General features: G+C 71.4%; 24 protein-coding genes. 8 read left to right on the top strand and 16 right to left on the bottom strand.

What is annotated here, in order from left to right:
• Window positions 1-9: 9 nt before the first annotated feature.
• Window positions 10-639, top strand: coding sequence for a TetR/AcrR family transcriptional regulator (locus ABZX61_RS28035; protein WP_355199007.1), 630 nt, complete (start codon window positions 10-12; stop codon window positions 637-639).
• Here the strand turns inward: ABZX61_RS28035 and ABZX61_RS28030 are convergent.
• The 5 genes from ABZX61_RS28030 to ABZX61_RS28010 are packed head-to-tail and all read right to left on the bottom strand — an operon-like array spanning window position 593 to window position 5,164.
• The gene (locus ABZX61_RS28030; RefSeq protein WP_355199005.1) at window positions 593-1,426 is read right to left on the bottom strand and encodes an ABC transporter permease; all 834 of its coding nucleotides are present in this window, start codon (window positions 1,424-1,426) and stop codon (window positions 593-595) included. The genes ABZX61_RS28035 and ABZX61_RS28030 overlap by 47 nt on opposite strands.
• Complete coding sequence (locus tag ABZX61_RS28025) at window positions 1,423-2,142, bottom strand: ABC transporter ATP-binding protein (protein WP_355199003.1); 720 nt, start codon at window positions 2,140-2,142, stop codon at window positions 1,423-1,425. Before ABZX61_RS28025 ends, ABZX61_RS28030 begins: the two co-directional genes overlap by 4 nt.
• A 22-nt stretch (window positions 2,143-2,164) precedes the next feature.
• On the bottom strand, window positions 2,165-3,130 hold the full coding sequence (locus ABZX61_RS28020; RefSeq protein ID WP_355199001.1) for a phosphotransferase family protein: 966 nt from the start codon (window positions 3,128-3,130) through the stop codon (window positions 2,165-2,167).
• A complete protein-coding gene (locus ABZX61_RS28015; protein WP_355198999.1) occupies window positions 3,127-4,317 on the bottom strand; it encodes an acyl-CoA dehydrogenase family protein in 1,191 nt (396 codons plus the stop codon). Before ABZX61_RS28015 ends, ABZX61_RS28020 begins: the two co-directional genes overlap by 4 nt.
• A gap of 52 nt (window positions 4,318-4,369) precedes the next feature.
• On the bottom strand, window positions 4,370-5,164 hold the full coding sequence (locus tag ABZX61_RS28010; protein ID WP_355198997.1) for a CPBP family intramembrane glutamic endopeptidase: 795 nt from the start codon (window positions 5,162-5,164) through the stop codon (window positions 4,370-4,372).
• Between the two features lie 61 nt (window positions 5,165-5,225).
• Between ABZX61_RS28010 and ABZX61_RS28005 the strand changes: the two genes are divergently transcribed.
• Window positions 5,226-5,570, top strand: a complete 345-nt coding sequence (locus ABZX61_RS28005; RefSeq protein ID WP_350734703.1) for a DUF6285 domain-containing protein — start codon at window positions 5,226-5,228, stop codon at window positions 5,568-5,570.
• Window positions 5,571-5,613: 43 nt separating this feature from the next.
• Here the strand turns inward: ABZX61_RS28005 and mctP are convergent, their stop codons facing one another.
• The 3 genes from mctP to ABZX61_RS27990 form a co-directional block, all read right to left on the bottom strand.
• Window positions 5,614-7,224 (bottom strand): monocarboxylate uptake permease MctP, encoded by a 1,611-nt coding sequence (gene mctP / locus ABZX61_RS28000; RefSeq protein WP_355198995.1) that lies wholly within the window; start codon window positions 7,222-7,224, stop codon window positions 5,614-5,616.
• Entirely contained in the window at window positions 7,221-7,430 is a 210-nt protein-coding gene (locus ABZX61_RS27995) for a DUF3311 domain-containing protein (RefSeq protein ID WP_350734699.1), read from the bottom strand. Before ABZX61_RS27995 ends, mctP begins: the two co-directional genes overlap by 4 nt.
• A 485-nt stretch (window positions 7,431-7,915) precedes the next feature.
• Complete coding sequence (locus tag ABZX61_RS27990) at window positions 7,916-8,464, bottom strand: VOC family protein (protein ID WP_355198992.1); 549 nt, start codon at window positions 8,462-8,464, stop codon at window positions 7,916-7,918.
• 78 nt (window positions 8,465-8,542) lie between these two features.
• Between ABZX61_RS27990 and ABZX61_RS27985 the strand changes: the two genes are divergently transcribed.
• The gene (locus ABZX61_RS27985) at window positions 8,543-9,433 is read left to right on the top strand and encodes an SDR family oxidoreductase (protein ID WP_355198990.1); all 891 of its coding nucleotides are present in this window, start codon (window positions 8,543-8,545) and stop codon (window positions 9,431-9,433) included.
• Between the two features lie 7 nt (window positions 9,434-9,440).
• Here the strand turns inward: ABZX61_RS27985 and ABZX61_RS27980 are convergent, their stop codons facing one another.
• From ABZX61_RS27980 to ABZX61_RS27955, 6 genes are all read right to left on the bottom strand, one after another.
• Complete coding sequence (locus tag ABZX61_RS27980; RefSeq protein WP_355198988.1) at window positions 9,441-10,385, bottom strand: WYL domain-containing protein; 945 nt, start codon at window positions 10,383-10,385, stop codon at window positions 9,441-9,443.
• Window positions 10,367-11,953, bottom strand: a complete 1,587-nt coding sequence (locus tag ABZX61_RS27975) for a CocE/NonD family hydrolase (protein WP_355198986.1) — start codon at window positions 11,951-11,953, stop codon at window positions 10,367-10,369. The genes ABZX61_RS27980 and ABZX61_RS27975 overlap by 19 nt, the downstream gene beginning before the upstream one ends.
• A gap of 58 nt (window positions 11,954-12,011) precedes the next feature.
• Entirely contained in the window at window positions 12,012-15,506 is a 3,495-nt protein-coding gene (locus tag ABZX61_RS27970) for a S8 family serine peptidase (RefSeq protein WP_355198984.1), read from the bottom strand.
• Window positions 15,507-15,635: 129 nt separating this feature from the next.
• Window positions 15,636-16,259 carry a TetR/AcrR family transcriptional regulator gene (locus tag ABZX61_RS27965; RefSeq protein ID WP_350734690.1) on the bottom strand — a complete coding sequence of 208 codons (624 nt, stop codon included), beginning with the start codon at window positions 16,257-16,259 and terminating at the stop codon, window positions 15,636-15,638.
• Entirely contained in the window at window positions 16,256-17,077 is an 822-nt protein-coding gene (locus ABZX61_RS27960; protein WP_355198982.1) for an oxidoreductase, read from the bottom strand. Before ABZX61_RS27960 ends, ABZX61_RS27965 begins: the two co-directional genes overlap by 4 nt.
• Entirely contained in the window at window positions 17,074-18,264 is a 1,191-nt protein-coding gene (locus ABZX61_RS27955; protein ID WP_355198980.1) for a cytochrome P450, read from the bottom strand. The genes ABZX61_RS27960 and ABZX61_RS27955 overlap by 4 nt, the downstream gene beginning before the upstream one ends.
• A gap of 311 nt (window positions 18,265-18,575) precedes the next feature.
• On the opposite strand from ABZX61_RS27955, the gene ABZX61_RS27950 reads away from it, so the two are divergent.
• The 3 genes from ABZX61_RS27950 (at window position 18,576) to thyX (ending at window position 22,734) form a co-directional block, all read left to right on the top strand.
• Entirely contained in the window at window positions 18,576-20,702 is a 2,127-nt protein-coding gene (locus ABZX61_RS27950; RefSeq protein WP_350734686.1) for an anthranilate synthase component I, read from the top strand.
• A gap of 50 nt (window positions 20,703-20,752) precedes the next feature.
• Window positions 20,753-21,913: an amidohydrolase family protein gene (locus ABZX61_RS27945; RefSeq protein WP_350734684.1), complete on the top strand. Its 1,161-nt coding sequence runs from the start codon at window positions 20,753-20,755 to the stop codon at window positions 21,911-21,913.
• Window positions 21,914-21,999: 86 nt separating this feature from the next.
• Complete coding sequence (gene thyX, locus ABZX61_RS27940; RefSeq protein WP_355198978.1) at window positions 22,000-22,734, top strand: FAD-dependent thymidylate synthase; 735 nt, start codon at window positions 22,000-22,002, stop codon at window positions 22,732-22,734.
• A 7-nt stretch (window positions 22,735-22,741) separates the two neighbouring features.
• On the opposite strand, the gene ABZX61_RS27935 is transcribed toward thyX, so the two are convergent.
• Window positions 22,742-23,032 carry a hypothetical protein gene (locus ABZX61_RS27935; protein ID WP_355198976.1) on the bottom strand — a complete coding sequence of 97 codons (291 nt, stop codon included), beginning with the start codon at window positions 23,030-23,032 and terminating at the stop codon, window positions 22,742-22,744.
• A 306-nt stretch (window positions 23,033-23,338) separates the two neighbouring features.
• Between ABZX61_RS27935 and ABZX61_RS27930 the strand changes: the two genes are divergently transcribed.
• Window positions 23,339-24,457 (top strand): globin domain-containing protein, encoded by a 1,119-nt coding sequence (locus ABZX61_RS27930; protein WP_350734678.1) that lies wholly within the window; start codon window positions 23,339-23,341, stop codon window positions 24,455-24,457.
• Between the two features lie 66 nt (window positions 24,458-24,523).
• Window positions 24,524-25,969 carry a sialidase family protein gene (locus ABZX61_RS27925; RefSeq protein ID WP_355198973.1) on the top strand — a complete coding sequence of 482 codons (1,446 nt, stop codon included), beginning with the start codon at window positions 24,524-24,526 and terminating at the stop codon, window positions 25,967-25,969.
• A gap of 70 nt (window positions 25,970-26,039) precedes the next feature.
• Here ABZX61_RS27925 and ABZX61_RS27920 read toward each other — a convergent pair whose 3' ends face one another.
• A complete protein-coding gene (locus ABZX61_RS27920) occupies window positions 26,040-26,807 on the bottom strand; it encodes a helix-turn-helix transcriptional regulator (protein WP_355198971.1) in 768 nt (255 codons plus the stop codon).
• Window positions 26,808-26,950 lie beyond the last annotated feature (143 nt).

Raw genomic sequence — 26,950 nt, 5'->3', positions numbered from 1 at the left:
CCTGGGCGGGTGAGTGGACGGGACCCCGACCGGCGCAGAGCGCTGCTCGACGCAGCCGACCGGGTCATCCTGACCCAGGGCCCCGAGGTCTCGATGGCGGCCATCGCCGCCGAGGCCGGCATCACCAAGCCCATCCTCTACCGCCACTTCGGCGACAAGAGCGGCCTCTACCAGGCGCTGGCCGACCGCCACGTGCGCACGGTCATCGCCCAGCTGCGCCCCGAGCTCGTCGCCCCTGGCGCCGACCTGCGGGGCCGGGCGCGGGCGACCATCGGCGTCTACCTCGACCTGATCTCGGCCAACCGCAACCTCTACCGGTTCCTGTTCCACCGGGCCAGCGCCGAGGACTCGAGGTTCCGCTCCCACATGACCGCGCTCGTGCGGGGGCTGGGCGAGGAGCTCGGCGGCCTGCTGGCCGGCGAGCGCGCGGTGGCCGACCCAGTGCGGGCGCAGGTGCTGGGGCACGCGTTCGTCGGCATGGTGCAGACGACCGGCGACTGGTGGCTGGAGCACCCCGAGGTGGACCGCGTACAGGTGGTCGAGGGCCTGGTGGACGTGATCGCCGCGGCCCTCGTCCGGCAGCCCGCCGCCGTCAGTCCCCGAAACGGGAGAGCTTCCCATGCCGCCGGGCATACCTGAGCGCCCAGGCGAACAGCCCCACCGTGCCGGCCAGGTAGACCACGTTGAGCCCGCCCGCCCAGGCCAGCCGGTCCCACGGCACCGCGCCGCCGCCCATGACCGTGCGCATGCCCTCGAACACGTGCGAGGCGGGCAGCAGCCACGAGATCGTCCGCAGCGGCTCGGGCAGCACCGAGATCGGGTAGAAGATCCCGGCCAGCGGCTGCACCACGAACACCAGCGACCAGGCGATCACCTGCGCGTTCTCGCCGAAGCGGAGCACCGCCGCGATGCCGACCAGGCCCAGCGACCAGCCGAGGACGAGCAGGATCCCCATGAACGGCACCAGCCCCACGCCCATGCTCGACAGCCCGAACCCGTACAGGCCGAGGGCCAGCCCGGCCATCACGGCCACCGCGAACGCCACCTTGCCCAGCGAGAACAGGACGAGCCCGGCCAGGTATTCGACGCTCGACAGCGGGCTGACCTGCACGTTGAGCAGGTTGCGCGACCAGATGTCCTCCAGGAACGCGATCGAGATCTCGTTGCTGGCCTTCTGCAGCACCTGCCAGAGCAGCACCGCTCCGAGCAGGAACGCCACCACGAACGGCACCCGCTGCGCCTGCAGGAACAGCGTCACGAAGCCCCACAGCACCAGCTCGATCGTCGGCCAGAACAGGATCTCGAACATCCTGACCGGGCTGCGCCGCAGCGCCGCGAAGTCGCGCCGGACCACGCCCATGACGCGCGTGCGCCGGGCGGCCAGGCTCAACGGGGGCAGAGTCACCGTGGTCATCGGCGTGGTCATCCGCGTGCCACCTTCAGGAACACCTCTTCCAGGTCCTCGGCCCCGTAGTGGCCGGCCAACTCCTTGGCGCTGCCGGCGGCCACGACGACGCCGTCCGACATGAAGTGGATCCGGTCGCACATGCGCTCGACCTCGCGCATGTTGTGCGAGGTGATCAGCATGGCGCTGCCCTCCTCCCTGGCCAGGCGGGACAGCAGGCTGCGGACCCGGTCGCCGGCGTCGGGGTCGAGGTTGGCCGTGGGCTCGTCGAGCACCAGCAGCCTGGGCGCGTTGAGCAGCGCCTTGGCGAGGTGCACGCGGGTGCGCTGGCCCGACGACAGGTCCATCACCTTCCGCCTGCGCAGCGGGCCCAGCTCGAACAGCTCGATCATCTCCTCCACCCGGCGGCGCGGGTGGCGCAGCGCGTAGAGCCGGGCGAACGCGTCGAGCACCTCGTGCACGTGCAGCACGCCGGGCAGGTCCACGTAGCTGGCGGCGAAGTTGACCTGGCTGAGCGTCTCGGTGCGGTGCCGGGCCAGCTCGAGGCCGAACAGCCGGATCGTGCCCGCGTCGGGGGTGATCAGGCCGAGCAGCATGTGGAGGGTGGTCGACTTGCCCGCGCCGTTGGGGCCCAGCAGGCCGACGACCTCGCCCTCGCCCACGGTGAGGCTGAGGTCGCGCACGGCGGTGACCCCGCCGAACCGCTTGACCAGATGGGACGCTTCCAGGATGGTCACCGGTCAAGCGTGCGGTCCGGGGTCACGCCGGGGCAACGGGTTTTCCCCGGAGCATGCGCAGCAGGTCCCACTCGTTCTCGCACACGCGCCGGCCGATCGCGGCCAGCTCCACCGACCGGGCGCCGCCGCGCAGGTGCCGCATGGTCTGCATGACGCAGATGATCCCCCACTTGAGCACGCCGAACGTCTCCCACCAGCGCAGCGCGTCCCGGTCCACCGGGTCCCCGCCGGCGGCCTCGTACGCGTCGATCAGCTCGTCGTAGGCGCCGAAGCCGCCCACCGGCAGCGGCGAGCCGAACCGCCACGCCTTCACGCAGAGCCAGCCGAGGTCTTCGAGGGGGTCGCCGAGGTGGGCGAGCTCCCAGTCGAGCACCGCCCTGATGCCGTCAGGCCCGACGATGAGGTTGCCGTTGCGGAAGTCGCCGTGCACGACCGTGCGCCGCGTGCCGGTGGGCCGGTCGATGGGCCGGTCGGCGGCCAGCCGGCGCAGCGCCAGCTCGAACACCGGGTGCGGCTCGCCCAGCAGGTCCAGCACGTCCCGCCAGCGCCGCAGCGGATCCTCCGGCGCCTCCTGCTCCAGGCAGGAGGGCGGCATGCGGTGGATCGCGGCCAGGGCCCGCCCGCACTGCCCGGCCAGCAGGGGCCGCGCCGCCGCGTAGGCGTCGTCGCGCAGGATCCTGCGCGGGATGGTCTCGCCGGCCACGCGGGTCATGAGGATGTACGACTCCCCGGCGGCGACGATCGCGGGCACCGGCACCCCGGCGCCGGACGCGGCCCGCATGAGCGTGGCCTCCGACGCGAGCGGGGCGCCGGCCTCCAGCGCGGCCCCGGGGGAGTCGAGCCGCAGGATCAGCTCGTGCCGCTCGGAGCCCGTGACGACGTCGAGGGCCCAGGTCTCCCGGGATGCCCCGCCCGGCAGCCGGGCGCTGAAGGGCACCGACGCGCCTGCCCCGAACACCTCGCCGACGATCTCGTGGAGCCGGGTCATCGCAGGCCGAACTCCCAGTTGCCGCCCGCCGCGTACTCGCCCAGGATGCGCCTCCCCACCGCGTCGATGTGCACCTCGTCGGGCCCGTCGTAGATCCGCCCGGCCCGCGCGTGCCGGTACATCCGATCCAGGGGCGTGTCGGGGGTGAGCCCGGCGGCGCCGTACACCTGGATGGCCCGGTCGATCACGTTGTGCAGCGTGCGCGCCCCGACCACCTTGATCGCGGCGATCTCCACCCGGGCCTGCGAGCCCGCGTCGATGGCCTCGGCGGCGTGGAGCGTGAGCAGCCGGGCGGCCTGGATCTCGGCGTAGGAGTCGAACACGTGCTGGCGCATGAGCTGCTTCCCGGCCAGCGGCTCGCCGAACGCGGTCCGCTCCTGCAACCTGCGGCACATCAGGTCGAACGCGCGCTGCGCCTGTCCGAGCCAGCGCATGCAGTGGAAGATCCGGCCGGGGCCGAGCCGCCGCTGCGCGATGACGAACCCGTGGCCGCGCGGGCCGAGCAGGTTGGCGGCGGGGACGCGGACGTCCTCGTACCGGACCTCGCAGTGCGCCCCGTCGAGCCCCAGCACGGGCGTCTCGCGGACGATGCGGTAGCCGGGCGTGTCCGTCGGCACGAGGATCATGGAGAAGGCCAGATGGGGCGGCGCGTCCTGCTCGGTCCGGCACATGACGGTCGTGTACGCGGCCCGCGAGGCCCCGGTCGTGAACCACTTGTGCCCGTTGATCACCCATTCGTCCCCGTCGAGCACCGCGGCGGTCCTGATCTGGGTGGGGTCGCTGCTGGAGATCGACGGCTCGGTCATGGCGAAGCTGGGCCAGATGTCGCCCCGCACGAGCGGTTCGAGGTAGCGCTCGCGCTGCTCGGGGGAGGCGTGCTCGTGCAGCATCAGCGAGTCCTGCAGCGTGAACGTGCCCAGCGCGAGCTGCCCGTACTCGCTGCGGCCCTGCACCTCGTTGACGTAGACGTAGTCGAGGAACGGCAGGCCGCCGCCGCCCAGCTCACGCGGGTGGCCGAGCGCCCACAGGCCCTCCTTCCTGGCCTCGGACCGCAGCTCGTCCAGGGCCGCCGCGGCCTCGGGCCCGCCCGCGTGCAGCACCGGCTCGGCCGGCTCCACCCGCTCGGTCATGAACGCGTGGACGGCGTCGCGGATCGGCCGGACACCGTCGGGAACGGCGAAGCTCATGTTCCGGATCTCACCCGAAACCAGTTGTCAGGTCAACGGTTTCGGGACGGTTTCAGGGCAGCCAGCTCACGCGGCCGTGCAGGAAGGCGTACCCGACGAAGGCGACGGCGTCGATCAGCGTGTGCGCCACCACCAGCGGCATCGCGCGCCCCCAGCGCTGGTAGAGCCGCCCGAACACCACGCCCATCACGACGTTCCCGACGAATCCGCCGAACCCCTGATACAAGTGGTACGACCCCCGCAGCAGCGCCGACACCGCGACCGCCTTCCACGGAGTCCACCCGGCCTGCCCGAGCCGGTGCAGCAGGTATCCGGCGACGAGCACCTCCTCCAGCACCCCGTTCTGCGCGGCCGCGAGCAGCAGCACCGGGACCTGCCACCACACCTGGGGGAGTTGGCCGGCGACGACGGTCAGGTTCACGCCCGTGGCCCACACGACGAGGTAGAACGCCAGCCCGGTTCCGCCGATCGCGGCCGCCAGCACCGCCCCGCGCACCGTGTCGCGGCCCTTCTCCCGGAAGTCCACGCCGATCGTGCGCAGCGACTCCCCGGAGCGCACCATCAGGTACGCCACCAGCGCGACCGGCGCCACGCTGACGGCGATGTCGGCGAGCTGCAGCGCCAGGTCGAGCCACGGCCGCCCGGGCGCCATCGACCGGACCAGCACGGCCTGCTGGCCCTTCAGCTGCTCGGGCGCCGTGAGCGAGCCGATCAGCCGCAGCAGCGCCAGCAGGCCGCTGGCGCCGAGGGAGACCGAGAACACGACGAACAGCTCGGCCCGGATGAGCCGGGGCCCGAGCGCCGGGAGCGGGCCCAGGGGGGAGGCGGTGGGAGACTCTGTGCGCATGGCCGCAGGCTAGCCGTTCATCGATCGGACGCGAATAAATAGTGCCTTGAGGAGAAATCAGATGACATCTGCTCCGCACGACGTGCCCACGGCGGCCCAGCTCGTGGCCGCCGTCCGCGACTTCCTCCAGAGCGACGTGCTCCCGGCCGTGGACGGGCGGGTGCGCTTCCACGCGCGGGTGGCGATCAACGTGCTCGGCATGGTGGAACGGGAGATCACGCTCGGCCCGGAGCAGGCCCGCGAGCACGCGGCGCGGCTGGCCGCGCTCGGCATGGCCGACGACGCCGAGCTGGCCGCCGCCATCCGCGAGGGCCGGATCGAGGACGACCACGCGCTCGTCACCGCCCTGGAGCAGGCCGTACGGGCGAAGCTGGCGGTCGCCAACCCCGCCTACCCGCAAGACTGACGGCCCGCCCCGCTCGTAGCGGGACGGGCCGTCACCCGGGGGATCAGTGCGAACCGGTCAGGTCCAGGTCCTTGACCTTCGGATCGCCCTCGTCGGCGAAGTAGTCGTCGCGGGCCGTCGCGTCCTCGCCGTCCGCCACCTTGGTCGCCCGGAACAGGAGCGTGCCGAGCGCCGCCACCACCAGGTTCACGGCCAGCGCCAGGAACCCGGTGTAGATCGTCATCTTGGTGTCGAAGCCAAGGTTCGACAGCGCGAACGCCGAGCCGCCGAAGTGCTCCTGGTGCTTGGCCGGGTTCGGGGTGAGGTACAGCATCCACATGCCCGTCGCCAGGCCGGCCGCCCAGCCGGCGATCAGGCCGCCCTTGTGGAACCAGCGCGTGTACAGGCCCAGCGCCACCGACGGCAGCGTCTGCAGGATGATCACGCCGCCGATGAGCTGCAGGTCGATCGAGAACTGCGGGTCGAGCAGCAGGATGCACAGCACCGCGCCCACCTTGACCACCAGCGACACGACCTTGGAGACGTTGGCCTCCTGGGCGTCGCTGGCGGTCTTGTTGAAGTACTCGCGGTAGATGTTGCGGGTGAACAGGTTCGCCGCCGCGATCGACATGATCGCCGCCGGGACGAGCGCGCCGATGCCGATGGCCGCGTACGCGACGCCCGTGAACCAGTCGGGGAACATCTTGTCGAACAGCAGGGGCACGATCGTGTTGGTGTCGGCCGTGCCCGCCTCGTTCACCACCGGCTTGATGCCGGCCGAGATGGCCATGAAGCCGAGCAGCGCGATCAGGCCGAGCACGAAGCTGTAGGCGGGCAGCGCCGACATGTTGCGCTTGATGACGTTGCGGTTCTTCGAGGCCAGCACGCCGGTGAGGCTGTGCGGGTAGAGGAACAGCGCCAGCGCCGAGCCGAAGGCCAGCGTCACGTACTGGAGCTGGTTGTTGGCGTTCAGCAGGATGCCGTCGCCCGGCACCGGGGTGGCGTCGAACTTGGCCTTGGCCGCGTCGAAGATCGAGTCCCAGCCGCCCAGCTTGGCCGGGATGTAGATGACGGCCGCCAGGATCACGATGTAGATCAGCGCGTCCTTCACGAACGCGATCAGCGCGGGCGCTCGCAGGCCAGACTGGTAGGTGTACGCGGCCAGGATCGCGAACGCGATGACGATCGGCAGGTGCCCGGTGATGCCCATCGCCTTCAGCACCGCCTCGATGCCGATGAGCTGGAGCGCGATGTACGGCATCGTCGCCACCAGCCCGGTGATCGCGATCACCAGCGCCAGCGTCGGAGACCCGAAGCGGGCCCGGACGAAGTCGGCAGGGGTGACGAACCCGTGCACGTGCGACACCGACCACATCCGCGCCAGCACCAGGAACACCAGCGGGTACACCACGACCGTGTACGGCAGCGCGTAGAACCCGATCGCGCCGGAGCCGAACACCAGCGCCGGCACCGCCACGAACGTGTAGGCGGTGTAGAGGTCGCCGCCCACCAGGAACCACGTGATCCAGGACCCGAAGCTGCGCCCGCCGAGCCCCCACTCGTTGAGGCTGGCCAGGTCGTTCGGCCGCCGCCACCGCGCGGCCACGAACCCCATGACGGTGACCAGGAGGAACAGCAGCACGAAGACGACCAGCTCGGTCGTGTGCGCGCTCACTTGGTCATCCTGTAGACGATGGTCGTGGACACGACGCCGACCACGATGAAGGCCAGCTGCAGCCAGTAGAAGAGCGGGAAGCCCAGCAGGCGGGGCTCGTCGGCGTTGAACAGGAACGTCAGCAGCGGCAGCACGATGGGCAGGATCAGCAGCCAGTTCCAGGGGCTGCGGTCGGTGCGTGGCTGCCCGGGTTCCCCGGTAGTCATCAACCCTCCGATGAGTGGATCTGGAGCCGGCTGTGACCGGTTCCTGACGGGTAGTCAATGGAGGGAGAGTAGCTTTGCGGCGGTATTAATCCAAATGTCGGCAATATTACGGTTTGGCCTAAATCTTTGGCCCTTGACAGGGGGCCACACGCGTCGCCACAGAAACCATAAACACTCACCCGCCGCACGCCTCCCCCTGATCGCCGAATGGTCCCTTCCCCGCGACGAACGGTCCCGCACCCCACCAAGCCACCGCACCGGCGAGACCCCGGATAACGGGACAGGACGGGCCGTTGCAGGGCGGCGTGCGGGCATGGCGCGACGTCCTGGGACCGTCGTAGGCGCCGTGATGGGTCGGTAACACGCGACGGCGCTTCGGGGCGCCGCGTCGGCGGGTCGGGTGCGGTGGAGGTCGGCGCCGTCGACGGTGCCCGGCCCGGTGGGGTGGCGGGTCGTGCCGTCAAGCCGGGTGCCGCGTTGGTGGGTCAGACGGTGCGGTCGGCGGCGGTTTTGGGGTCGTGGTGGACGTCCCCCGGCTGCCCCACCCGGCGCGTCCAGGCCGCGAACTCCACCAGCACCCCATCGGGATCCTTGAAGTAGATCGACCTGACGAACACCCCGTCGTGCATCTCCGGCGCCACCCCGAACTCGCTGTCGTCGTGGTTGAGCAGCACCCCCACGTCCACCCCTTTGGCCACGAGCCGTTCCCGGTACTCCTCGATCCGCTCCGGCGGCACGTCGAAGGCGATGTGGTTCATCGACCCGACCGCCGACAATAGTTCCCCCCGATCCGGCAGGTTCTTCGGCGCCGACACCCCCGGCACGCCCTCCGGCGCGTCCGGGAACCAGAAGAACGCCAGCGCGTTCCCGCCCCCGCAGTCGAAGAAGAAGTGCTGGCCCCAGCCCATGGGCAGCTCGATCGTCTTGATCAGCGGCATGCCCAGCACGCCCGAGTAGAAGTCGACGGTCTGCTTCATGTCCGAGCAGACAAGCGCGACATGGTTGACCCCGCGGAGCTCGAATTCGCTGTTCATAGTAACTCCGTACTTATCACAGGGTTATATGAAAAAACATGACACGAGATGTCGGGTATTCGGGGAACGATCGGCCACATGATTGCTTTGGTGGCGGGGGCGACCCGCGGAACGGGACGGGGCATCGCGGTGGCGCTGGGCGCGGCCGGCGCCACGGTCTACTGCACGGGCAGGAGCACGCGGGAGCGGCGTTCGGAGATGAACCGGCCGGAGACCATCGAGGAGACGGCCGAACTGGTGACCGCGGCCGGCGGGACGGGCATCGCGGTCCAGGTCGACCACCTGGACCCGGGCCAGGTCGAGGCGCTGGCCGAGCGGGTGGAGCGCGAGCAGGGCAGGCTCGACGTGCTGGTGAACGACGTGTGGGGCAGCGACCACCTCTGGGCCTGGGACACCCCGGTCTGGAAGCACGACATGGACAAGGGCTTCCGGCTGCTCAGGCTGGCGGTCGACACGCACATCATCAGCAGCCGCCACCTGCTCCCGCTGCTGATCAGGAACGAGGGCGGCCTGGTCGTCGAGGTCACCGACGGCACCTGGGCCTTCAACGAGACCCGCTACCGCGAGAACGTCTACTACGACCTGGCCAAGGTCTCGGTGAACCGGCTGGCCTTCGCCTGGTCGCGCGAGCTGCGCCCGTACGGGGGGACCGCGGTGGCGGTGACGCCGGGGTTCCTGCGCTCGGAGGCGATGCTCGACAACTTCGGCGTCACCGAGGACAACTGGCGCGAGGCGAAGGTGGACGTCACCTGGATGGTCTCCGAGACCCCCGCGTACGTCGGCAGAGGCGTCGCCGCCCTCGCCACCGACCCCGATCGGCAGCGCTGGTCGGGCAGGTCGGTCTCCAGCGAGGACCTGGCCGGCGCGTACGGCTTCACGGACGTGGACGGCAGCCGCCCGCGGGTGTGGAGCTTCATCACGGAGGCACGGGAGCCGGGCAAGGACACCGACCCGGCCGAGTACCGCTGAAGGCCGGTCAGGGCCGGTAGAGGGCGGACGTGCGGGCGGCGGCGTCGGCGACCAGTTCCCGCAGCTCGGGCGGGTCCAGCACCTCCGCCTCCGGCCCGAACCGCAGCACCTGCGAGTACGCCACCGGCACCGACTCCACCGCCAGCCGCACCGTCCCGTCCGGCTGGAGCGAGGCGAGCGCGTCGTCGAGCGCGGCCGGGTCGGCGATGTGCCGCAGCATCCGCACCCCGTGCTCGCTGAGCCGCAGCGTGACCACGTCCCGCAGCAGCGACCGGCTGAACTCCGCCGACTGCTCCGCCCAGAAGGCGGCCAGGTCGAAGGAGGGCTCCCGGCCGAACGGCTCGGCGAGCACGGACACCGCGCCGAACCGGTGCACCCGGAAGATCAGGAACCGGGTCCCTAGCCGCGCGGCCAGGTACCAGGCGCCCGCCTTGAGCACCAGCCCGTACGGCTCCAGCGTGCGCACCTTCCCCTTGTAGACGGCGGAGACGCGGCGGTCGTTCCACACGGCCCTGGCCAGCGGCGCGAGCGCCTCCGGCGGGGGGTCGTCGCCGACGAACCAGCCGGGCGCGTCCAGGTGGAAGCGCTGCGCCGCGACGGCCGGCGCGTCCCGCAGCGCGGGGGAGAGCGCGGCGGCGGCCTTCAGCCGGGCCGTGGCCGCCACCTCCTCCAGCCCCATCTCCCGCAGCGCCGCCGGCACCCCCGACAGGAACAGCGCCTCCGCCTCGGCCCGGTCCAGCCCGGTCAGCCGCGTCCGGTACCCGTCCAGCAGCCGGTAGCCGCCGCCCCGTCCCCGGTCGGCGTAGACGGGCACGCCCGCCTCCGACAGCGCGAGCACGTCCCGGTGCACGGTCCGCTCGGAGACCTCCAGCTCCTTGGCCAGCTCGGCCGCCGTCATCCCGCCCCGGCCCTGCAGCAGCAGGACCAGCGACATCAACCGCGAGGCGCGCACAGCGGCAGCACCACGGCGGAGGGACGGTCGGGGGAGTGGAACACCTCGATGTCGGCGGGCACCATCGCGCCGTCGCCCCCGCCGAGCGGGTCGCCGTTGCCGGGGTTGCGGGCGATCGTCGGGTACGCCCCGGCCGCCACGTGCACCCTGATCCGGTGGTCGCGCCCGAACCGGTGCGCGATCGGCCACAGGTCCACGGAGACCCGCCGTACCCCGTCGAGGGAGTCCGACGCCGAAAGGCGGCGCACGCCCTCGCACACGTTGAACGAGCGCCCGTCCGGGTGCACGTCGCACACCCGCACCACCACGTCCACGTACGGCGTGCTCGACCGCACGAACAGCTCGCCCCGCACCGGCCCGATCATCTCCACGTCCGACTCCAGTGCCGCCGAACTGTACACCAGCACGTCGCGCCGCTGTTCCAGCCGCCGCTGATCACGCGGCCGGGAGTCGCCGAGCAGGACCGGCCCGCCGATCACCGGCGTCGGATGGGAGGGGTGGTACCGGAACCGGTCGGGCGGGGCGTCCAGGGGCCCGTCCGTCCCCAGCCCGAAGCCGTGCTGCAGGTGCCAGCGCTGCTCCCGCATCCCCGGCGGCGGCCAGTCGGGGAGGTCACGCCACTCCTCGGCCCCCGTCACGTACAGGCGCACGGGGTCGGGCCGCAGCCCGGAGCGGTCGCCCAGCAGGTGCGCGCGGAACCAGGCCAGCGACTCGGCCATGGCGGGCCGCCCGTGCCGGGTGTCGATGTGGTACCAGGGCCCGATCGTCAGGTACGGCCGCCGCCCCGCGGCCCGCATCGCCGTGTAGTCCTTGAGCTGCCACGGCAGGAAGACGTCGTACCAGCCGCCCAGCATGGTGACGGCCGCCTCCACCTCGCCCACCTGCGGTGAGAAGTCACGTTTGTCCCAGTAGGGGACGTCCGGGTGGGCGTGGTGCATGAGCAGGTCCTGGTAGAACCGGAGCGGCCGCCCGGCCGAGGCCAGGTCCAGCTCGGCCACGGGGCGGCCGGACAGGACCGCCCTGCGGGTCAGCCGGGGCGCGGTCAGCAGGGCGGCGCCGCCGAACCGGCGCGACATGCTGTCGGTGAGCGTGGTCCAGCTCAGCGTCGACTCCAGCGCGAACGCGCCGCCCACGTACGCCGCGTCCCTGAACTGGGAGGCGGTGATCTGCGTGGCCATGGCCTTCAGCTCGGGCCCGGCGTAGGGCGCGACGGCCCACTGCGTGTAGCCGAGGTAGGAGGGGCCGAACATCGCGAACGAGCCGCCGTACCAGGCCTGCTTGCGCAGCCAGGCGATGGTGGCCAGGCCGTCGTCGTGCTCGTCGCCGAGCGGATCGAGCAGCCCGCCGGAGCCGAAGCCGCCACGGCAGCTCTGGATGACGACGTGGAAGCCGTGCCGCGCGAAGCCGCGGCCGTAGTACCAGCCGAACAGGCCGCGCCGGCCGTACGGGGAGCGCATCAGGATGACGGGTGCCCGTTCGCCTCCGGCCGGGGCGTAGTGGTCGGCCAGGAGTGTCACGCCGTCGGGCATCGGAACGGGAAGATCCCGCTGGAGCCGCACGCGTCTCATGTACTAACCAGTAACAGATGCCCCCGGGCCGTGACAGCCCGGGGGCACCCGTGGGCCGCTACGGGGTCGCCCGGTCGGGGCGCTCCGAGATGCGGACGGCGTTCACGATCGTGGCGCCCTGCCGGGTGGCGAAGCGCACGTTGAGCTGGCCGTCGGTGACCTTCACCGTGTACTGCCTGCTCACCGCCGTGTACGTGCCGGCCTCCAGGGCCAGGTCGAGCGCCGGGATCGCCAGCTGCCCCTCGACGAGGACGTCGAAGACCCGCTTGCCCGGCTGCGTGCTCTTCAGATCGGCGAAGTCCAGCTCGACCGTGTACGTGCCGGCGGGCACGTTGTCGAAGCGGTACTCCAGCATCTTCTCCCTCGCGGTCCTGAACAGCGCCTGGTCGGCGGTGCCCGCGATGGTCTTGGACGTGCTCGACGTGCTGGTCGAGGTGGCCACGTAGCCGTAGCTCCCCGCCGCGTACTTCTTGTCCGGCGTCCAGGTGTCACCGGCGCCGTCGACCACGTTCTTCGTGGCGCCCGTGTCGATGGCGACCTGCAGCTTCGGCACCACGACCGACACCTTGATCTCGATGGTCGGCTGCCGGCCGCTGGCCGACCGGACGAGGAGCGTGCCGGTCTTGACCGTGCCGGGCGCGACGCCCGCGCTGGAGAGCGTGGCCTTCAGGGTCACCTTCTGCCCCTTGGCCAGCTCGCCCGAGGCCGGCGTCGTGGCGAACCACGGCTCCGAGGCCACCGTGTACGGAGTCGGCGCGCCCAGGTTCGTCAGCTCCAGCGTCCTGGTGCGGGTGGACCCGGCCGGCATCACCACGGTCAGCTCGCCCGCCGACGCGCTCACCTGGCCGGTGACCAGCGCCGTGTCGATCCGCGTCACCGTGGTGGGCGCGACCGTGACGGCCTTGGTGAAGGTGCCGTAGTGCTCCTTGGACACCACGACCTCGTAGTCGCCGGCCAGCACCTGCCCGTAGAACGAGCCGTCCTCGGCGGTCGTGAACGTGGCCACGTCGCCCACCTTCACCGTCGCCCCGGCCAGCGGCTTGCCGTCGTTGGCGTCGGTGACCGCGCCGGTGACCAGGCCGTGCCGGCTGGCCGTGAACGTCAGGCCCTGCCCGGTGGACACCACCGGCTCCTCGTAGGAGTAGAGCATGGCGTCGGTGCCGCCCGCGTTCTCGATGCCGATGGTGGCGCTGGAGCCCTGCTCGCGCTCGCTGTCGATGTCCTTGTACCGGAAGGCGATCGAGCCGTCCTCACCCAGCAGCGCCGAGAACGACACCCGCAGGCCGGCGGCGTTGTAGAAGCCGGCGTTGCGCCACTCCACGACGAACGTCCGGTGCGGCGCCGTGCCCGTCACCCCGGTGTAGACCCCGGCCTGGGCGTCCATGATGAGGTCGTCCCAGTACGGGTAGACGGCGTTGTTGGGCGTGGTCGTGGTCGGCAGCCGGCCGTTGCTGCCGGTGGTGACCCGGTCGGTGGCGAACGAGACGTACCCGTTCGTGCCGATCCACGCCTTGCCGTACCCCGTGCCGTAGTACGGGATCGGGAACGGCAGCGTCACCTGCACGGCCTCGTCGTCGCCGCTCAGCGCCAGCTTCTCGGTGCCCGCCACGTACGCCTGCGCGCCGCTCTTGCAGGTGTAGCCGAAGTTGTCGCCGCGCAGCGGCAGCTCGATGTCCTTGGTCACGTCACCGGCCACCGAGACGGACGCCGTCGTGCCGCTGGAGCAGCGGGACACCGGCGTGATCCGCAGCTCGTAGTCGCCCCGCGGCAGCGTCAGGCTGTAGCGGCCCGAGGCGTCGGTCACGGCGCTCACCGGCGTGCCGGTGGCCTCCACCGTCGCGCCCGCCTCCGGCGTGCCCGCGGTGCTGACCGTGCCGGACACCACGCCGGACTGCAGCCTGGTCATGGACACGTCCGCGGTCGCGGACTGCCCGGCCGCGATCGTGGCCGTCGCGCCCGCCTTCTCGTAGCCGAACTTCTCCGCGCTGACCTGGTAGTCGCCCGGCAGCAGGCGCGGCACGGCGTACGTGCCGTCCTGGCCGGTCGTCACCGTACGGCTCAGCGGCCCCGAGACCGTGATCGTCACGCCCGCCACGGGCGAGCCGGCCGAGGTGACGGTGCCGCGCAGGTCGCCGAGGTCCTCGTGCGGCGCGGCCTGCACGGCGGCGTACGTGTCGAGCCGGCCCTCGCCCCAGACGTTGTTGTCGGCCGCGGTGCCGCCGCAGCTGGTGTCGCTGACGTCGACGGCGGTGCCGTCGAGCAGCGGCCGGGTGGCCGCCACCTTGCCCTGCAGGCCGGGCGAGCCGGACCAGATCAGCGCGACCGTGGCCGCCACGTGCGGCGAGGCCATCGAGGTGCCGGTGAAGCTTTCGTAGGAGTTGCCCGGGGTCGAGGAGCGCACGTTGACGGCCGGGGCCGCGATGTTCGGCTTGATCTCGCCGTTCTCGCCCTCGCCCTTGCTGGAGCGGTTGTACAGCGCGTTGTTGATGTCGAAGCCGCCCGCGCTGTAGCTCTCCACGTACTGGCCGGGCGAGCCGCTGGTGCGGCAGGCGGGGCCCTCGTTGCCGTTGGCGAACGCCGGGAAGATCCCGGCCGCGACCCACGCCTCGACCGTCTCCTTGTACCAGGGGTCGTACCCGTCGCCGCCCCAGGAGTTGTTGACGATGTCGGGGGCCAGGTCGGGGCGCGGGTTCTGGCCGTTCAGGTCGGTCGGCGCCAGGACCCACTGCCCGGCCGCCAGCAGGGAGGCGTCGGTGCAGGTGTTGACCTCGCAGCCCTTGGCGGCGATCCACTTGGCGCCGGGCGCGACGCCGATGCCGTTCGCGCCGACCATCGTGCCCATGGTGTGCGTGCCGTGGCCGTTGTTGTCGCACGGCGCGGCGGTCGGGCAGACGTGCGCCGGGTCGAACCAGTTGTAGTCGTGCGTGAACGTGCCGTCCTGGTTCCTGCCCCGGTAGCTCTGCACCAGCTCGGGGTGGTCGAACTGGGCGCCGGAGTCGATGTGGGCGATCACGATGCCCTCGCCGCGGTTGCCCAGCTCGCTCCAGACGCGCGGGGCGTTGACCCGGTCGATGTTCCACTCGACCGCGTTCACCTTGGCCTCGGCCTTACCGGGCGTGGGGTCGGGCAGCTTGACGGTGCGGACCGGCTGGATGCTCTCGACCTCGGCCAGCTTGGCGATCTCGCCCGCGAGCTTCGCGTCGGCGGTCACCCGTACGGCGTTGACGATCCAGTACGGGGTGTAGTCGGTGCGGCGGGAGTCGAGCAGCTTGCGCAGGCCCGCCTGGGAGGCGGCGGCCCGCTCGGTCTTGGCCTCGAAGACCAGCTCGGCCTTCGTGTCCTTGGTGACGGCCCGGCGGGCGCCGCTCAGGTCGGCCGCCCCTTTCAGCCGGACCCAGAAGGTGGCCTTGTCGTCCTTGTCGAGCTGCGCCTGGACGGCGGCGTCGATCTTCGCGGGCTCCGGCGCGGCCAGCGCCGGGGCCTGCGGCACGCATAAGCCTGCGATGACGGCGATCCCGGCCAGGACCGCACGCCAGCGGGGGGTGTTGGGCACGCGACTCTCCTTCGAGTCCCTCGAGACAAGAGGTGATCTTTACGCTTCTGTCGAGAAGCGTGAAGAGATCGTGTCGGGAAAGCAAGACGTGTCGCGAAATGTAACGTGACTGCCTGAAATGTAATCTGGTCAGCTGATATGTCGCCGGTAACCGACCTGCCGCATGATCGTAAGGAAGTACGCCTTGATCTCCTCGGCGCCCTCGTCGTCGGGACGGCCGACCAGATGGCCCGTCACCGCGCTGGTCAGCAGCTCCTGCACCACGTCCACGTCGAGGTCGGGCGGGAGCTCCCCGCGCTCGCGGGCCGCGGTCAGCGCCTCGCGCACCACCGCCGCCCGCCGCCCGCCGTTGCTCTCCCGGTACGTCCGCACCAGCTCGGGATAGTCGTCGACCGTGCCGAAGACCCGCCGGAGCAGGACCCGGTTACGCGGATCGGCGAGATGCAGCGCCCATTCTTCGAACATGTGGTCCAGGTCGCGCCAGCCGGTGAGCGCCGGGTCGTTGTCGTGCAAAGCCCACTTCAGGGTGCGCACCAGCAGCGCCGTCTTGTCGGTGTACCTGCGGTAGACCGTCGCCCTCGTCACACCGGCCCGCTTGGCGACCTGCTCGATGCTGGTCTGCTGGGCGCCGTACTCGATGAGCAGGTCGAGCGCGGCCGCCAGGATGGCCGTGTCGGCCTCCTGGTTGCGCGGCCGCCCGGCCGGTCGCGCGGCTCGCGTGCCGGTCGTGCCGAGGTCGTCGGTGGTCATCATGCGCGGCGGGTCACCATCTTGTCGTAGAGGCGGTCCGGCAGGAGTCTATTGACCCACAGCAGCAGCCCGGCCAGGTAGCCGACGGCGTAGCGGGGTTTCGGGTCGCGCGCGGCCACGATCCGCACGACGGCCCGGCCCACCACGCTCGGGTCCGACGCCTTGCTGCCCGGCCCGAACCCCGCCTCGGTCCGCCGCGCCATCCACTCCGCGTCGTCCGCGTATGCCCCGTGCCCCGAGATCTCCCGCAGCTCGCGCGGCGTGTCGTCGCCGAACTCCGTCTTGATGATCCCGGGCTGCACCACCACGACCCGCACCCCGAACCGCCCCACCTCCTCCCGGAGCGAGTCGGAATACCCTTCCAGCGCGTGCTTGGAGGCGTGGTACCAGGCGCCCAGCGGCAGGGCGATCTCGCCGCCGATCGAGGAGATGTTGACGATCGTGCCGGAGCGGCGCTCGCGCATGTGCGGCAGGACGAGCTGGGTCAGCCGGGCCAGGCCGAACAGGTTGACCTCGAACACCTGCCGCGCCCGCTCCATCGGGACCTCCTCGGTGGCGCCGTACACGGAGGTGCCCGCGTTGTTCACCAGCACGTCGATGCGCCCCTGCTCGTCGAGGACCGTCCGCACGGCCCGCTCCAGGTCGGCGTCGCTGGTCACGTCCGCGCCGATCGCGTGGCCGCCGGCGTCGCGCAGCGCGTCCATCCGCTCCACGCGGCGCGCCAGGCCGTACACGGTGTGGCCGGCGCGCAGCAGCTCCAGCGCGGTGGCGCGGCCGATGCCGGACGACGCGCCCGTGACGAGGCAGACCCGGCCGCTCATCCCTGGACGTCCCAGGTCACCGGGAGGCTGTGGACCCCGTAGATGAGCATGTCGGTACGGAGCGGCACCTGCTCCGGCTCGACCGCCAGCCGCAGCGACGGGAACCGCCTGAACAGCGCCGGATAGCCGGCCCGCATCTCCACCCTGGCCAGCTGCTGGCCCAGGCACTGGTGCACGCCGTGGCCGAAGCCCACGTGCCCGCCGGTGTCCCGGCGCAGGTCGAGGACGTCCGGGTCGGGGAAGCGGCCCGGGTCGCGGTTGGCGGACGGCATCGAGACGGTGACCGTCTCACCGGCCCTGACCAGCTCGTCGCCCAGCTCGACGTCCTCCAGCGCCGTACGGACGAGGAAGGGGACGATCGTGAGGTAGCGCAGCAGCTCCTCCACCGTCTGGTCCACCCGGCCGGGCTCGTCGCGCAGGACGGCCAGCTGGCCGGGATGGCGCAGCAGCGCGAACGTGCCCAGGGCGAGCATGTTGGCGGTGGTGTCGAGGCCGGAGCCCAGGAGCAGGAACCCGATGTTGGCCAGCTCCTCGTCGGTGAGGTCGCTCCTGGTCAGGCCGCTGAGCATGTCGTCGGTGGGCTCGGCCCGCTTGGCCACGACCAGGTCGCGGATGCGCGCCTGCATCGTCAGGAACGTGGCGACCTTCCGCTCCTGCGGGGTGTCCGGGCGTACCAGCTCGGTGGCCTCGGCCATGAAACCCGCCCGCTCCTCGTCGGGCACGCCGAGCAGCTCGCAGATCACCACCGCCGGCACCGGCGCCGCGAACGCCTCCACCAGGTCGGCCGGCGGGCCCTGCCGCTCCATGAGGTCGAGCTGCCGCTCGGTGACCTGCTCGATGCGCTCGGTGAGCATGCGCATCCTGCGCACCGTGAACTCGCCGGTGAGCAACTGTCGGTAACGGGTGTGATCGGGCGGGTCCATCCCGATGAACATCCCGGGCGGGCTCGGCCGGCCCGTGGTGGTGCTCTCGATGGGGACGTGCCGCAGCTCGGTGCGGGTGCTGAAGCGCCGGTCGGCCAGCACCTCGCGCACGAGCGCGTGGCTGGTGACCAGCCAGCCCAGGTGGCCGTCGGGGTAGGCGAGGCGGGTGATGGGGGTGGTCGCGCGCAGCTCGGCGAGGCCGTCGGGAGGGTCGAACGGGTTCGGCCGCAGGGTGGGGAGGGTGATCGCCTCGGTCTCGGACATCGTGGTTCTCCTCTCGATCCATGAATACAGTACAGCTCTGTATTCAAACTCGCGCACCCACCCCACCCTCGGCCGCCCACCGGGCGCGAGGGGGCCGGCGCGCCGTATGCCGGCAGGGGGCGGGTCGGCGTTGCGCGATCATGGTCCGCCGGTTAACCTGTTCGCATGCGAAGTCACGCTCAGCTCCAGTGGTGGCGCCGCTCCTAGGCGGCGCGTGTTTCGCATTTCTCAACGGACGGCCGCCCCGGATGGCGGCCTTTCGCGTGTCCGCCCCCGGGGCTCGATCATTTGACGTGGTAAAGGGGCAGGAAGTGGAGACGAGCGGATATACCACCGCCGGGGGCATCGGTGTCGAGCGCGAGGCGCGCGAGGTGGACGAGGCCGCACTCGAAGAGATCGTGACCTCGCTCGGGCACAGGCGCGGCGGCGCGTTCTCCTCGGGCATGGACTACCCGGGCCGTTACAGCCGATGGGCCTTCGGCTACGTCGACCCGTGCCTGGAGCTGGTGGCCAAGGGCCGCGTCATCTCGGCGACCGCGCTGAACGAGCGCGGCAGGGTCGTGCTGCCCGCCGTCGCCTCCTGCCTGCTGGCCGCCGGGAAGCCGGTCGCCGAGCCGACGCCGGACCGCGTCGAGGTGTACGTCCCCGAATCGGAGGACCTGCTGCCGGAGGAGATGCGCAGCCGCCGGCCCACGGTGTTCACCGCGATCCGCGAGGTCATCGCCGCCTTCAAGGGCGACGACCCGCACCTCGGCCTCTACGGCGCGTTCGGCTACGACCTGGCCTTCCAGTTCGAGCCCATCAGGCAGGAGCTCGTCCGCCCCGACGACCAGCGAGACCTCGTCCTCCACCTGCCCGACCGCATCATCGTGATCGACCGGCAGCGCGAGTCCAGCGTCGAATTCCGCTACGAGTTCACCGTCGACGGCGCCACCACCCGCGGCCTGGAGCGCACCGGCGCCACCGCCGAGCCCGTCACCCCCGGCGAGCTGCCCGAGAACCCGGAGAGGGGCACGTACGCCAAGGTCGTGGCGGCCGCGAAGGAGAAGTTCAAGCGCGGCGACCTGTTCGAGGTCGTGCCCGGGCAGGTCTTCCACTCCGTCTGCGCCGACCCGTCGGCCTTCTACCGCGGCCTGCGGCAGAGCAACCCGGCGCCGTACGAGTTCATCATCAGCCTCGGCGAGGGCGAGCACCTGGTCGGCGCCTCGCCCGAGATGTACGTCCGGGTCAGCGGCGACCGCGTCGAGACCTGCCCCATCTCCGGCACCATCGCCCGCGGCAGCAACCCGGTCGAGGACGCCGAGGCCATCCGCACCCTCCTGTCCAGCGTCAAGGAGGAGTCGGAGCTGACCATGTGCACCGACGTCGACCGCAACGACAAGTCGCGCATCTGCGTGCCCGGCACGGTCAAGGTCATCGGGCGCCGCCAGATCGAGCTCTACTCCCGCCTGATCCACACGGTCGACCACATCGAGGGGCGGCTGCGGCCGGAGTTCGACGCGCTCGACGCGTTCCTCACCCACATGTGGGCCGTGACGGTCACCGGCGCGCCCAAGACGTGGGCCATGCAGTTCATCGAGGACCACGAGGCCACGACCCGCAGGTGGTACGGCGGCGCCATCGGCTTCATCGGCTTCGACGGCTCCATGAACACCGGCCTGACCCTGCGTACCGCCCAGATCAAGAACGGCGTGGCGACGGTCAGGGCCGGGGCGACCCTGCTGTTCGACTCCGACCCCGAAGCGGAGGAGCGCGAGACCGAGCTCAAGGCCAGCGCCCTGCTCGGCGCCCTGGCCGCGGTGAACCGGCCGGGCACCGTCCCGGTCCCCGAGCCCAGGCCGCAGCCGGGCCAGGGCATGAAGGTGCTGCTCGTCGACCACGAGGACTCCTTCGTCAACACGCTGGCCGACTACTTCCGCCAGGAAGGCGCCGACGTGGTGACGCTGCGTCACGGCTTCCCGGCCCACATGATCGACGAGATCGCGCCCGACCTGGTGGTGCTCTCGCCGGGGCCCGGCTGGCCGTCCGACTTCGGCATGTCGGCGCTGATCGACCAGATCTACGCCCGCGACCTGCCGGTCTTCGGCGTCTGCCTGGGCCTGCAGGCCATGGTCGAGCAGGCCGGCGGCACGCTGGAGCTGCTCGGTTACCCCGAGCACGGCAAGCGCGGCCAGGTCTCGCGGATCGCCGACAGCGCGCTGCTGGAGGGGCTGCCCGACGAGTTCACCGCGGCCCGCTACCACTCGCTGCACGCCAAGCAGCCCGGCGTCGTCGGCTTCGCCGCGACCGCGCTCACTCCCGACGGCAACGTCATGGCGATCGAGGACGTCGAGCGGCGGCGCTTCGCCGTGCAGTTCCACCCCGAGTCGATCCTCACGCAGGAGGGCGGCGCGGGCGCGAAGGTCATCGCGAACGTGCTGCGTCTGTCCCGCAGATAACTACGGTAAAACCGCCGCGGGAGCGTGCGGGGCTCCCCTAGAGTCTCCGCATGCTCCCCGTAGACCTGCCCGGCACGGTGCGTGACGCGCTGCTGGCCCCGCTCGTCGATCACCACTGCCACGGGGTGCGGCGGGACGACCTGAGCAGAGCCGAGTTCGAGCTGCTCATCAACGAGGGCGGCAGCCCGGCGCCGCCCGGCACCACCCACTTCGACGCGCCGCTCGGGGTGGCCGTGCGCCGCTGGTGCGCGCCGCTGCTCGACCTGGAGCCGCACGCCCCGCCGGCCGTCTACGTCTCGCGCCGGGAGGAGCTGGGCGCGGCCGAGGTCAACCGGCGGCTGCTGGCCGGGGCCGGGGTGGTGGCGTTCCTGGTGGACACGGCGCCCGCTGACATTGGCCCGGGGGACGTCGACCTGCTGACCGCCACCGAGATGGGCCGCCACGGCGGGGCCGCCGCCGACGAGCTCGTACGGATCGAGCAGATCGAGCGGGACGTGGCCGAGGACGCGCCGCTGGCCGTGGACTACCTCGACGGCGTCGGCGAGGAGCTGACCGCCAGGGCCGCCCGGGCGGTCGGGCTGAAGACCGTCGTCGCGTCGCTGTACGGCCTCGACTTCGACCCGGCCAGGCCCACCAGGGGAGCGGTGATCGCGGCGGCCAACCGGCGGCTGTCGGACCCGAAGCAGCCGCTGACGGACGAGGTCCTGCTGCGCCACCTGCTCTGGAGCGCGGTCGACGTGGCCAGGGAACGGGGGCTGCCCGTGCAGTTCCACACCGGTTTCGGCGGCTCGGGGCCCGACCTGCACCGCACCGACCCGGGCCGGCTGGGCGCGTTCGCCAGGATGCTGCAGCCGGTCGGCGTGCCGCTCATCCTGCTGCACTGCTACCCGTTCCACCGCCAGGCCGCCTACCTCGCCGGCGTCCACCCGCACGTCTACGTGGACGTCGGCCTCGCGCTCCCGCACACCGCCGCCGCCTCGGCCAGGGTCGTGGACGAGCTGCTGGAGCTGGCGCCGTTCCACAAGCTGCTGTTCAGCTCCGGCTGCCACGGGGTGGCCGAGACCTGCTACCTGGGCGCGCTCTACTACCGGCAGGCGCTCGGCGCGGCGCTCGGGTCGCGGCTGGCCGCGGGGGAGTGGAGCGCCGCGGACGCCGCCCGGATCGCCCACATGATCGGCTCGGGGAACGCCCGCCGCGTCTACCGCCTGTGAGTCCCGGGGGGCCGACTCGCGCCGGGCGGCCCTGACCTGGTTTGCTGGGGGCCGTCACAACACCCGACCTGAGCAGGGGGCTCTTCGTGGGCACTGTCGAACCCGAGGCCGAGATCACGTTCCGCAGCGACGTGGACGTGGAGCTGGTCAAGGCCGCCGCGTCGGACGCCGACGTGCTGTGGGCCGCGCGCGTCTCCACGAAGGGTGAGAGCTCTCTGGAGGAGATCGAGGCCGATCCCCAGCGTTCCAAGGGCCTCATCAACTACCTGATGCGCGACCGGCACGGCACGCCGTTCGAGCACTCTTCCATGACCTTCTACGTCAGTGCGCCGATCTTCGTTTTCCGGGAATTCATGAGGCACCGGACCTTTTCCTATAACGAGGAGTCCGGCAGGTATCGGAAGTTGACGCCGGTTTTCTATGTGCCCGGGCCGGAGCGGAAGCTGGTGCAGGAAGGAAAGCCCGGCAAGTACGTGTTCCTGGACGGCACCGCCGAGCAGCACAAGCTGGTGACCGAGGCGACCCAGGAGAGCTACCGGCAGTCCTATCGGGCCTATCTGGAAATGCTCGAGGCGGGGGTGGCGCGCGAGGTGGCCCGTACGGTGCTGCCGGTGGGCCTCTACTCCTCGATGTACGCCACCTGCAACGCCCGCGCCCTGATGAACTTCCTGTCGCTGCGGGTCCAGCGCGAGGACTCCACGTTCCCGTCGTTCCCGCAGCGTGAGATCGAGATGGTCGCCGAGAAGATGGAGGCCTTGTGGGCGGAGCTCATGCCTCTGACCCACGCGGCGTTCGAGGCCAACGGGCGGGTCTGCCCCTGATCTCGCCTCAGGGCAGGCGGGACGTGGTCTCGCTGATCATCTGAGTAAGGATCGACGCGGTCGCGGGGTGGGTGTCGAGGAGTTCGTCCAGGCGGGCCCGCCACGCGCCCGCCTCCGCGTAGATCGCGTCCGCCTGCGCCCGCAGCCGCAGCCGCGTCTCGCACAGCTGCGACTGGTACATGGGCCCCAGGCGGTGGCCGACCGTGTCGCTGAGCCACCAGTAGGCGTCCGTGTTCGCGGCGGAGACGAAGGTCCGGGCGCCTTCCCAGGCCACGCGCCTGGGATGGAGCGCTGCCATGGCCGGATGGTACGCCCCTCGCGCTGGGACGGGAATGACTCCCAGCGCCAACCCCACCGGCAAATACGATTTTTCCTCGCATTTTCCGTCCGAAATTCGTATGCGAGACATAACGAGGTAACTACAGATGGTTGGCTTCGCACCGTATTGAGGAGAAACGGTTGTGACGCGTCATCAGTGGTGTAAGACTCAATTTTGAGCGCATCGGTTGTACCGGGGAGGGGCCGCGCGCTCAAGACCCGGAGCCGTCAGGGAGGTGAACGACACGACCGGAACCTGATTCCGGTCCGTAGGTGGGGTTGGTAAATGTCGTTGAATCCGCGCCTGGTAAAAGAGAGTTTCTCCGTCATCGAACCGGTGGCCGACAAGGCGACGGCCTACTTCTACGGCCGGCTGTTCGCCGAGAGCCCGCATCTGCGGGGCATGTTCCCGCCCGCCATGGACGTCCAGCGGGACCGCCTGTTCAGCGCGTTGACCCGCATCGTGTGGAGCCTGGACAGCCCGGGCAGCCTCGCGACGTACCTGGGCCAGCTGGGGAGGGACCACCGCAAGTACGGCGTGATCGCCGAGCACTACACCGCCGTCGGCAACGCCCTGCTCGCCACCATCCGCCGCTTCGCCGCCGAGATCTGGAACCACGAGATCGAGGCCGCCTGGGTCGCCGCCTACACGGCGGCCGCCAAGCTCATGATCGAGTCGGCCGCGTCCGACTCCGGGGTCTCGCCCGCCTGGTGGCCGGCGGAGGTGATCGACCATGAGCAGCGCCACCCCGACATCGCGGTCCTCACGCTGCGGCCGGCCGAGCGGCTGCCGTACACGCCGGGCCAGTACCTCAACGTGCAGACCCCGCGCTGGCCGCGTGTCTGGCGCACGTACTCCATCGCGAACGCGCCGCGCGCCGACAACACGCTCAGGCTGCACGTCCGCTCGGTCCCCGGCGGCTGGGTGTCCAGCACGCTCATCAGGCACACCCGCATCGGGGACACGCTGCTGCTGGGCCCGCCGATGGGCACGATGGGGCCGTGCGAGAGCAGCCTGCGCGACGTCCTGTGCGTGGCGGGCGGCACCGGCCTGGCCCCGCTGAAGGCGATCATCGAGCACATCATCGCCTCCGGCCGCCGGCCCAACATCCACCTGCTGTACGGCGCGCGCACGGTCGAGGAGCTCTACGACCTGCCCGACCTGATCAGGATGGAGTCGTCGTTCCCCTGGCTGCGGGTGCTGCCCGTGGTGTCCGGCCAGCCGGGGTACGGCGGGATGCGCGGCCACCTGCCCGAGGTCGTGCAGCGCTTCCACTCCTGGGCCGAGCACGACGTGTACGTGTGCGGCCCGCCCGGCATGGTCAACGAGACCGTACGCCGCCTCCAGATCGACGGCGTGCCTCTGTCACGCATTCACCGGGACATCGTCCAGGCCGAACGCTGACAGATCTTGACACTTCGGGTCGAAAGGTGCGAGGTGGAGGATGACACGCCAACGTGGAGGTGGACTGTGCCATCCCCCGCCCGGCGCCGAGGAATCGGCGGGCTGCTGACCCTGGTGCTCCTCCTGATCCCGCTGCCCGCCCTGGCGTCGTCGGAGGCCCTCCCGCTGACGGAGCTGGGGACCGCCCCGCAGGCGGGGCCCGACACGTTTCAGGCGGGCACTCAGGCGGGGCCCGACACGTTCCAGGCGGGCACGACGATCGTGGCCGCCCAGCAGATCGGCAGGTTCTTCGACGGCGGGGCGTCCGGCATCGCGTACGCGACCTCGGCCGACAACGGCGCCACCTGGGCCAGGGGCGTGCTGCCGGGGATCACCACGTCCGGCGGCGGCGTGTACGGGCGGGTCAGCGACCCGTCGGTGGCCTACGACGCCCGGCACGGCGTCTGGCTGATCTCCTCGCTGGCGCTCACCGACCAGGACGGGGTCACCGGGGCGGCGGTGCTCACCAGCCGCTCCGCCGACGGCGGCCTGACCTGGGGCGATCCCGTCACGACCGCCGTCGCGGGCGGGGGCGACCTGGACAAGAGCTGGGTCGTCTGCGACAACGGCGCCCGCAGCCCGTACTACGGGCGCTGTTACGCGGTCTACGACGACGTCGCCGCGGACAACGCGATCAAGGTGGCCCGCTCCTCCGACGGCGGCCTGACCTGGGCCGAGACCGGCACGTCCGCGACCGGGCTGGGCGGGCAGCCGGTCGTGCGGCCGAACGGCGCCCTCGTCGTGCCGTACCTGAGCGACGAGGGCCAGATCCGCTCCCTGCGCTCCCGCGACGGCGGCGAGAGCTGGGGCCGCAGCGTGCTCGTCGCCACCGTGCAGCGGCACAAGGTCGCGGGCGGGCTGCGGGCCGCGCCCCTGCCCTCGGCCGAGGTGGACGCCGCCGGCACCGTGTACGTCGCCTGGTCCGACTGCCGCTTCCAGCTCAGCTGCGGCGGCAACGACATCGTCATGAGCACCTCGGCCACCGGCGCGGAGTGGAGCCACATCCTGCGCGTCACGGACGACGGCGGCGACCACTTCATCCCCGGCCTCGGCGTCGACCCCGCCGGCGCGGGCGAGACGGCCAGGCTGGCGCTCGCCTACTACCGCTACCCGTCCGCCGCCTGCACGGCCGCCACCTGCCGCCTCACGGTCGGCTACACCTCCTCCGCCAACGGCGGGGCGAGCTGGTCGGCCCCCGTCGAGCTGCACGGGCCGATGGAGCTCGACTGGCTCGCCGACTCCGCGCACGGCCGCATGGCGGGCGACTACCTCTCCACCTCGGTCGTCCCCGGCGGCAACGCCCACGTGGCCTTCACCGCCGCGGCGGCGCCGGCGGGCGGGGCGTTCGACATGCGTACCTACACCATCACGGGCGGGCTGCCGATCATCGGCGGAGGCCGCCCCACACTCGCCATCGAGGCGCCGATCGCGGCCGGCGAGGAACTGCCCGGCCCGCCCGCCCCCGCCCGCTGAGCTGCCCGGCCCGCTCGCCCCTGCCCACTGAGGCGCCCAGTCCGCGCGCTGGGGCGCCCGGCCCCCCCGGCTAACCCCGCAGGCCCTGGTGGAACGCGGCGGCGGTCTCCGCGTCGTTCGGCCAGAACGTCTCGATGGCCAGCTCGGAGACCGTCACGTCCACCGGCGTCCCGAACGTCGCGATCGTCGTGAACATCGACAGCACCCGGTCACCGGCCGCGATCCGCAGCGGCACCAGGATGTCGGCGGGGCCCGGCACGTGCGCCACGTTCAGGTTCACCCCCGGATACTCGTACGAGGCCAGTTCGTCGTACAGCGCGGCCAGCCGCGCGTCGCCCGACCCCTCGGCCTGCCTGCGCAGCTGGTAGAGCAGGTGCGCCCGGACCTCGGCCAGGTTCAGCAGCCGGCCGCCCATCGCCTCGGGGTGCAGCGAGAGCCGCATCACGTTGATCGGCTCCTTCAGCAGCTCGGCGGGCACCCCGTCCATGAACATCGCGGCCGCCGAGTTGGCCGCCACCAGGTTCCAGGCCGCGTCCACCACGACCGCCGGGTACGGCTCGTGCCCGGCCAGGATCTTGTCCAGCGCCTGCCGTACGACGTCCATCTCCGGGGCGCGGACCTCGCGTTCCGGATAGACCGGAGCGAACCCGGCGGACATCAGCAGCCTGTTGCGCTGCCGCAGCGGCACATCCAGCTCCTCGGCCAGCTTCATCACCATCTCGCGGCTCGGCCGGGCGCGCCCGGTCTCCAGAAAACTGATGTGGCGGGCCGAAACGTCGGCCTCGATGGCCAGGTCCAGCTGGCTCACCCGCCGCCGCTGCCGCCACGAACGCAACAACTCACCAAATGTCTCTTCTTTTACGGCTACTGCTCCCATGCCCGGCACAGTAGCCGCTGGAGGGAAGCGTCACGATTACCCGCCAGGTAATGCGGCTTCGCGGGCCGAAAACTCCCAGTCCTCTGAGACTGTCGGCCCTGCGT

The organism is Nonomuraea sp. NPDC003709 (genome assembly GCF_040610775.1).
GTDB classification, from domain to species: Bacteria; Actinomycetota; Actinomycetes; order Streptosporangiales; family Streptosporangiaceae; genus Nonomuraea; species Nonomuraea angiospora_A.
The sequence above is the reverse complement of the archived record's forward strand: the minus strand, read 5'-3'. Positions and strand labels throughout refer to the sequence as shown.

Coding starts and splice junctions, on each gene's coding strand:
- ABZX61_RS27935 (WP_355198976.1), bottom strand. CDS start 23,032: ATGGCAGCGCTCCATCCCAGGCGCGTGGCCTGGGAAGGCGCCCGGACC.
- ABZX61_RS27930 (WP_350734678.1), top strand. CDS start 23,339: ATGTCGTTGAATCCGCGCCTGGTAAAAGAGAGTTTCTCCGTCATCGAA.
- ABZX61_RS28005 (WP_350734703.1), top strand. CDS start 5,226: ATGACATCTGCTCCGCACGACGTGCCCACGGCGGCCCAGCTCGTGGCC.
- ABZX61_RS28015 (WP_355198999.1), bottom strand. CDS start 4,317: ATGAGCTTCGCCGTTCCCGACGGTGTCCGGCCGATCCGCGACGCCGTC.
- ABZX61_RS27960 (WP_355198982.1), bottom strand. CDS start 17,077: ATGAGCGGCCGGGTCTGCCTCGTCACGGGCGCGTCGTCCGGCATCGGC.
- ABZX61_RS28010 (WP_355198997.1), bottom strand. CDS start 5,164: ATGCGCACAGAGTCTCCCACCGCCTCCCCCCTGGGCCCGCTCCCGGCG.
- ABZX61_RS27995 (WP_350734699.1), bottom strand. CDS start 7,430: ATGACTACCGGGGAACCCGGGCAGCCACGCACCGACCGCAGCCCCTGG.
- ABZX61_RS27955 (WP_355198980.1), bottom strand. CDS start 18,264: ATGTCCGAGACCGAGGCGATCACCCTCCCCACCCTGCGGCCGAACCCG.
- ABZX61_RS27945 (WP_350734684.1), top strand. CDS start 20,753: ATGCTCCCCGTAGACCTGCCCGGCACGGTGCGTGACGCGCTGCTGGCC.
- ABZX61_RS27990 (WP_355198992.1), bottom strand. CDS start 8,464: ATGAACAGCGAATTCGAGCTCCGCGGGGTCAACCATGTCGCGCTTGTC.
- ABZX61_RS28020 (WP_355199001.1), bottom strand. CDS start 3,130: ATGACCCGGCTCCACGAGATCGTCGGCGAGGTGTTCGGGGCAGGCGCG.
- ABZX61_RS27975 (WP_355198986.1), bottom strand. CDS start 11,953: ATGAGACGCGTGCGGCTCCAGCGGGATCTTCCCGTTCCGATGCCCGAC.
- ABZX61_RS28030 (WP_355199005.1), bottom strand. CDS start 1,426: ATGACCACGCCGATGACCACGGTGACTCTGCCCCCGTTGAGCCTGGCC.
- ABZX61_RS27985 (WP_355198990.1), top strand. CDS start 8,543: ATGATTGCTTTGGTGGCGGGGGCGACCCGCGGAACGGGACGGGGCATC.
- ABZX61_RS27965 (WP_350734690.1), bottom strand. CDS start 16,259: ATGATGACCACCGACGACCTCGGCACGACCGGCACGCGAGCCGCGCGA.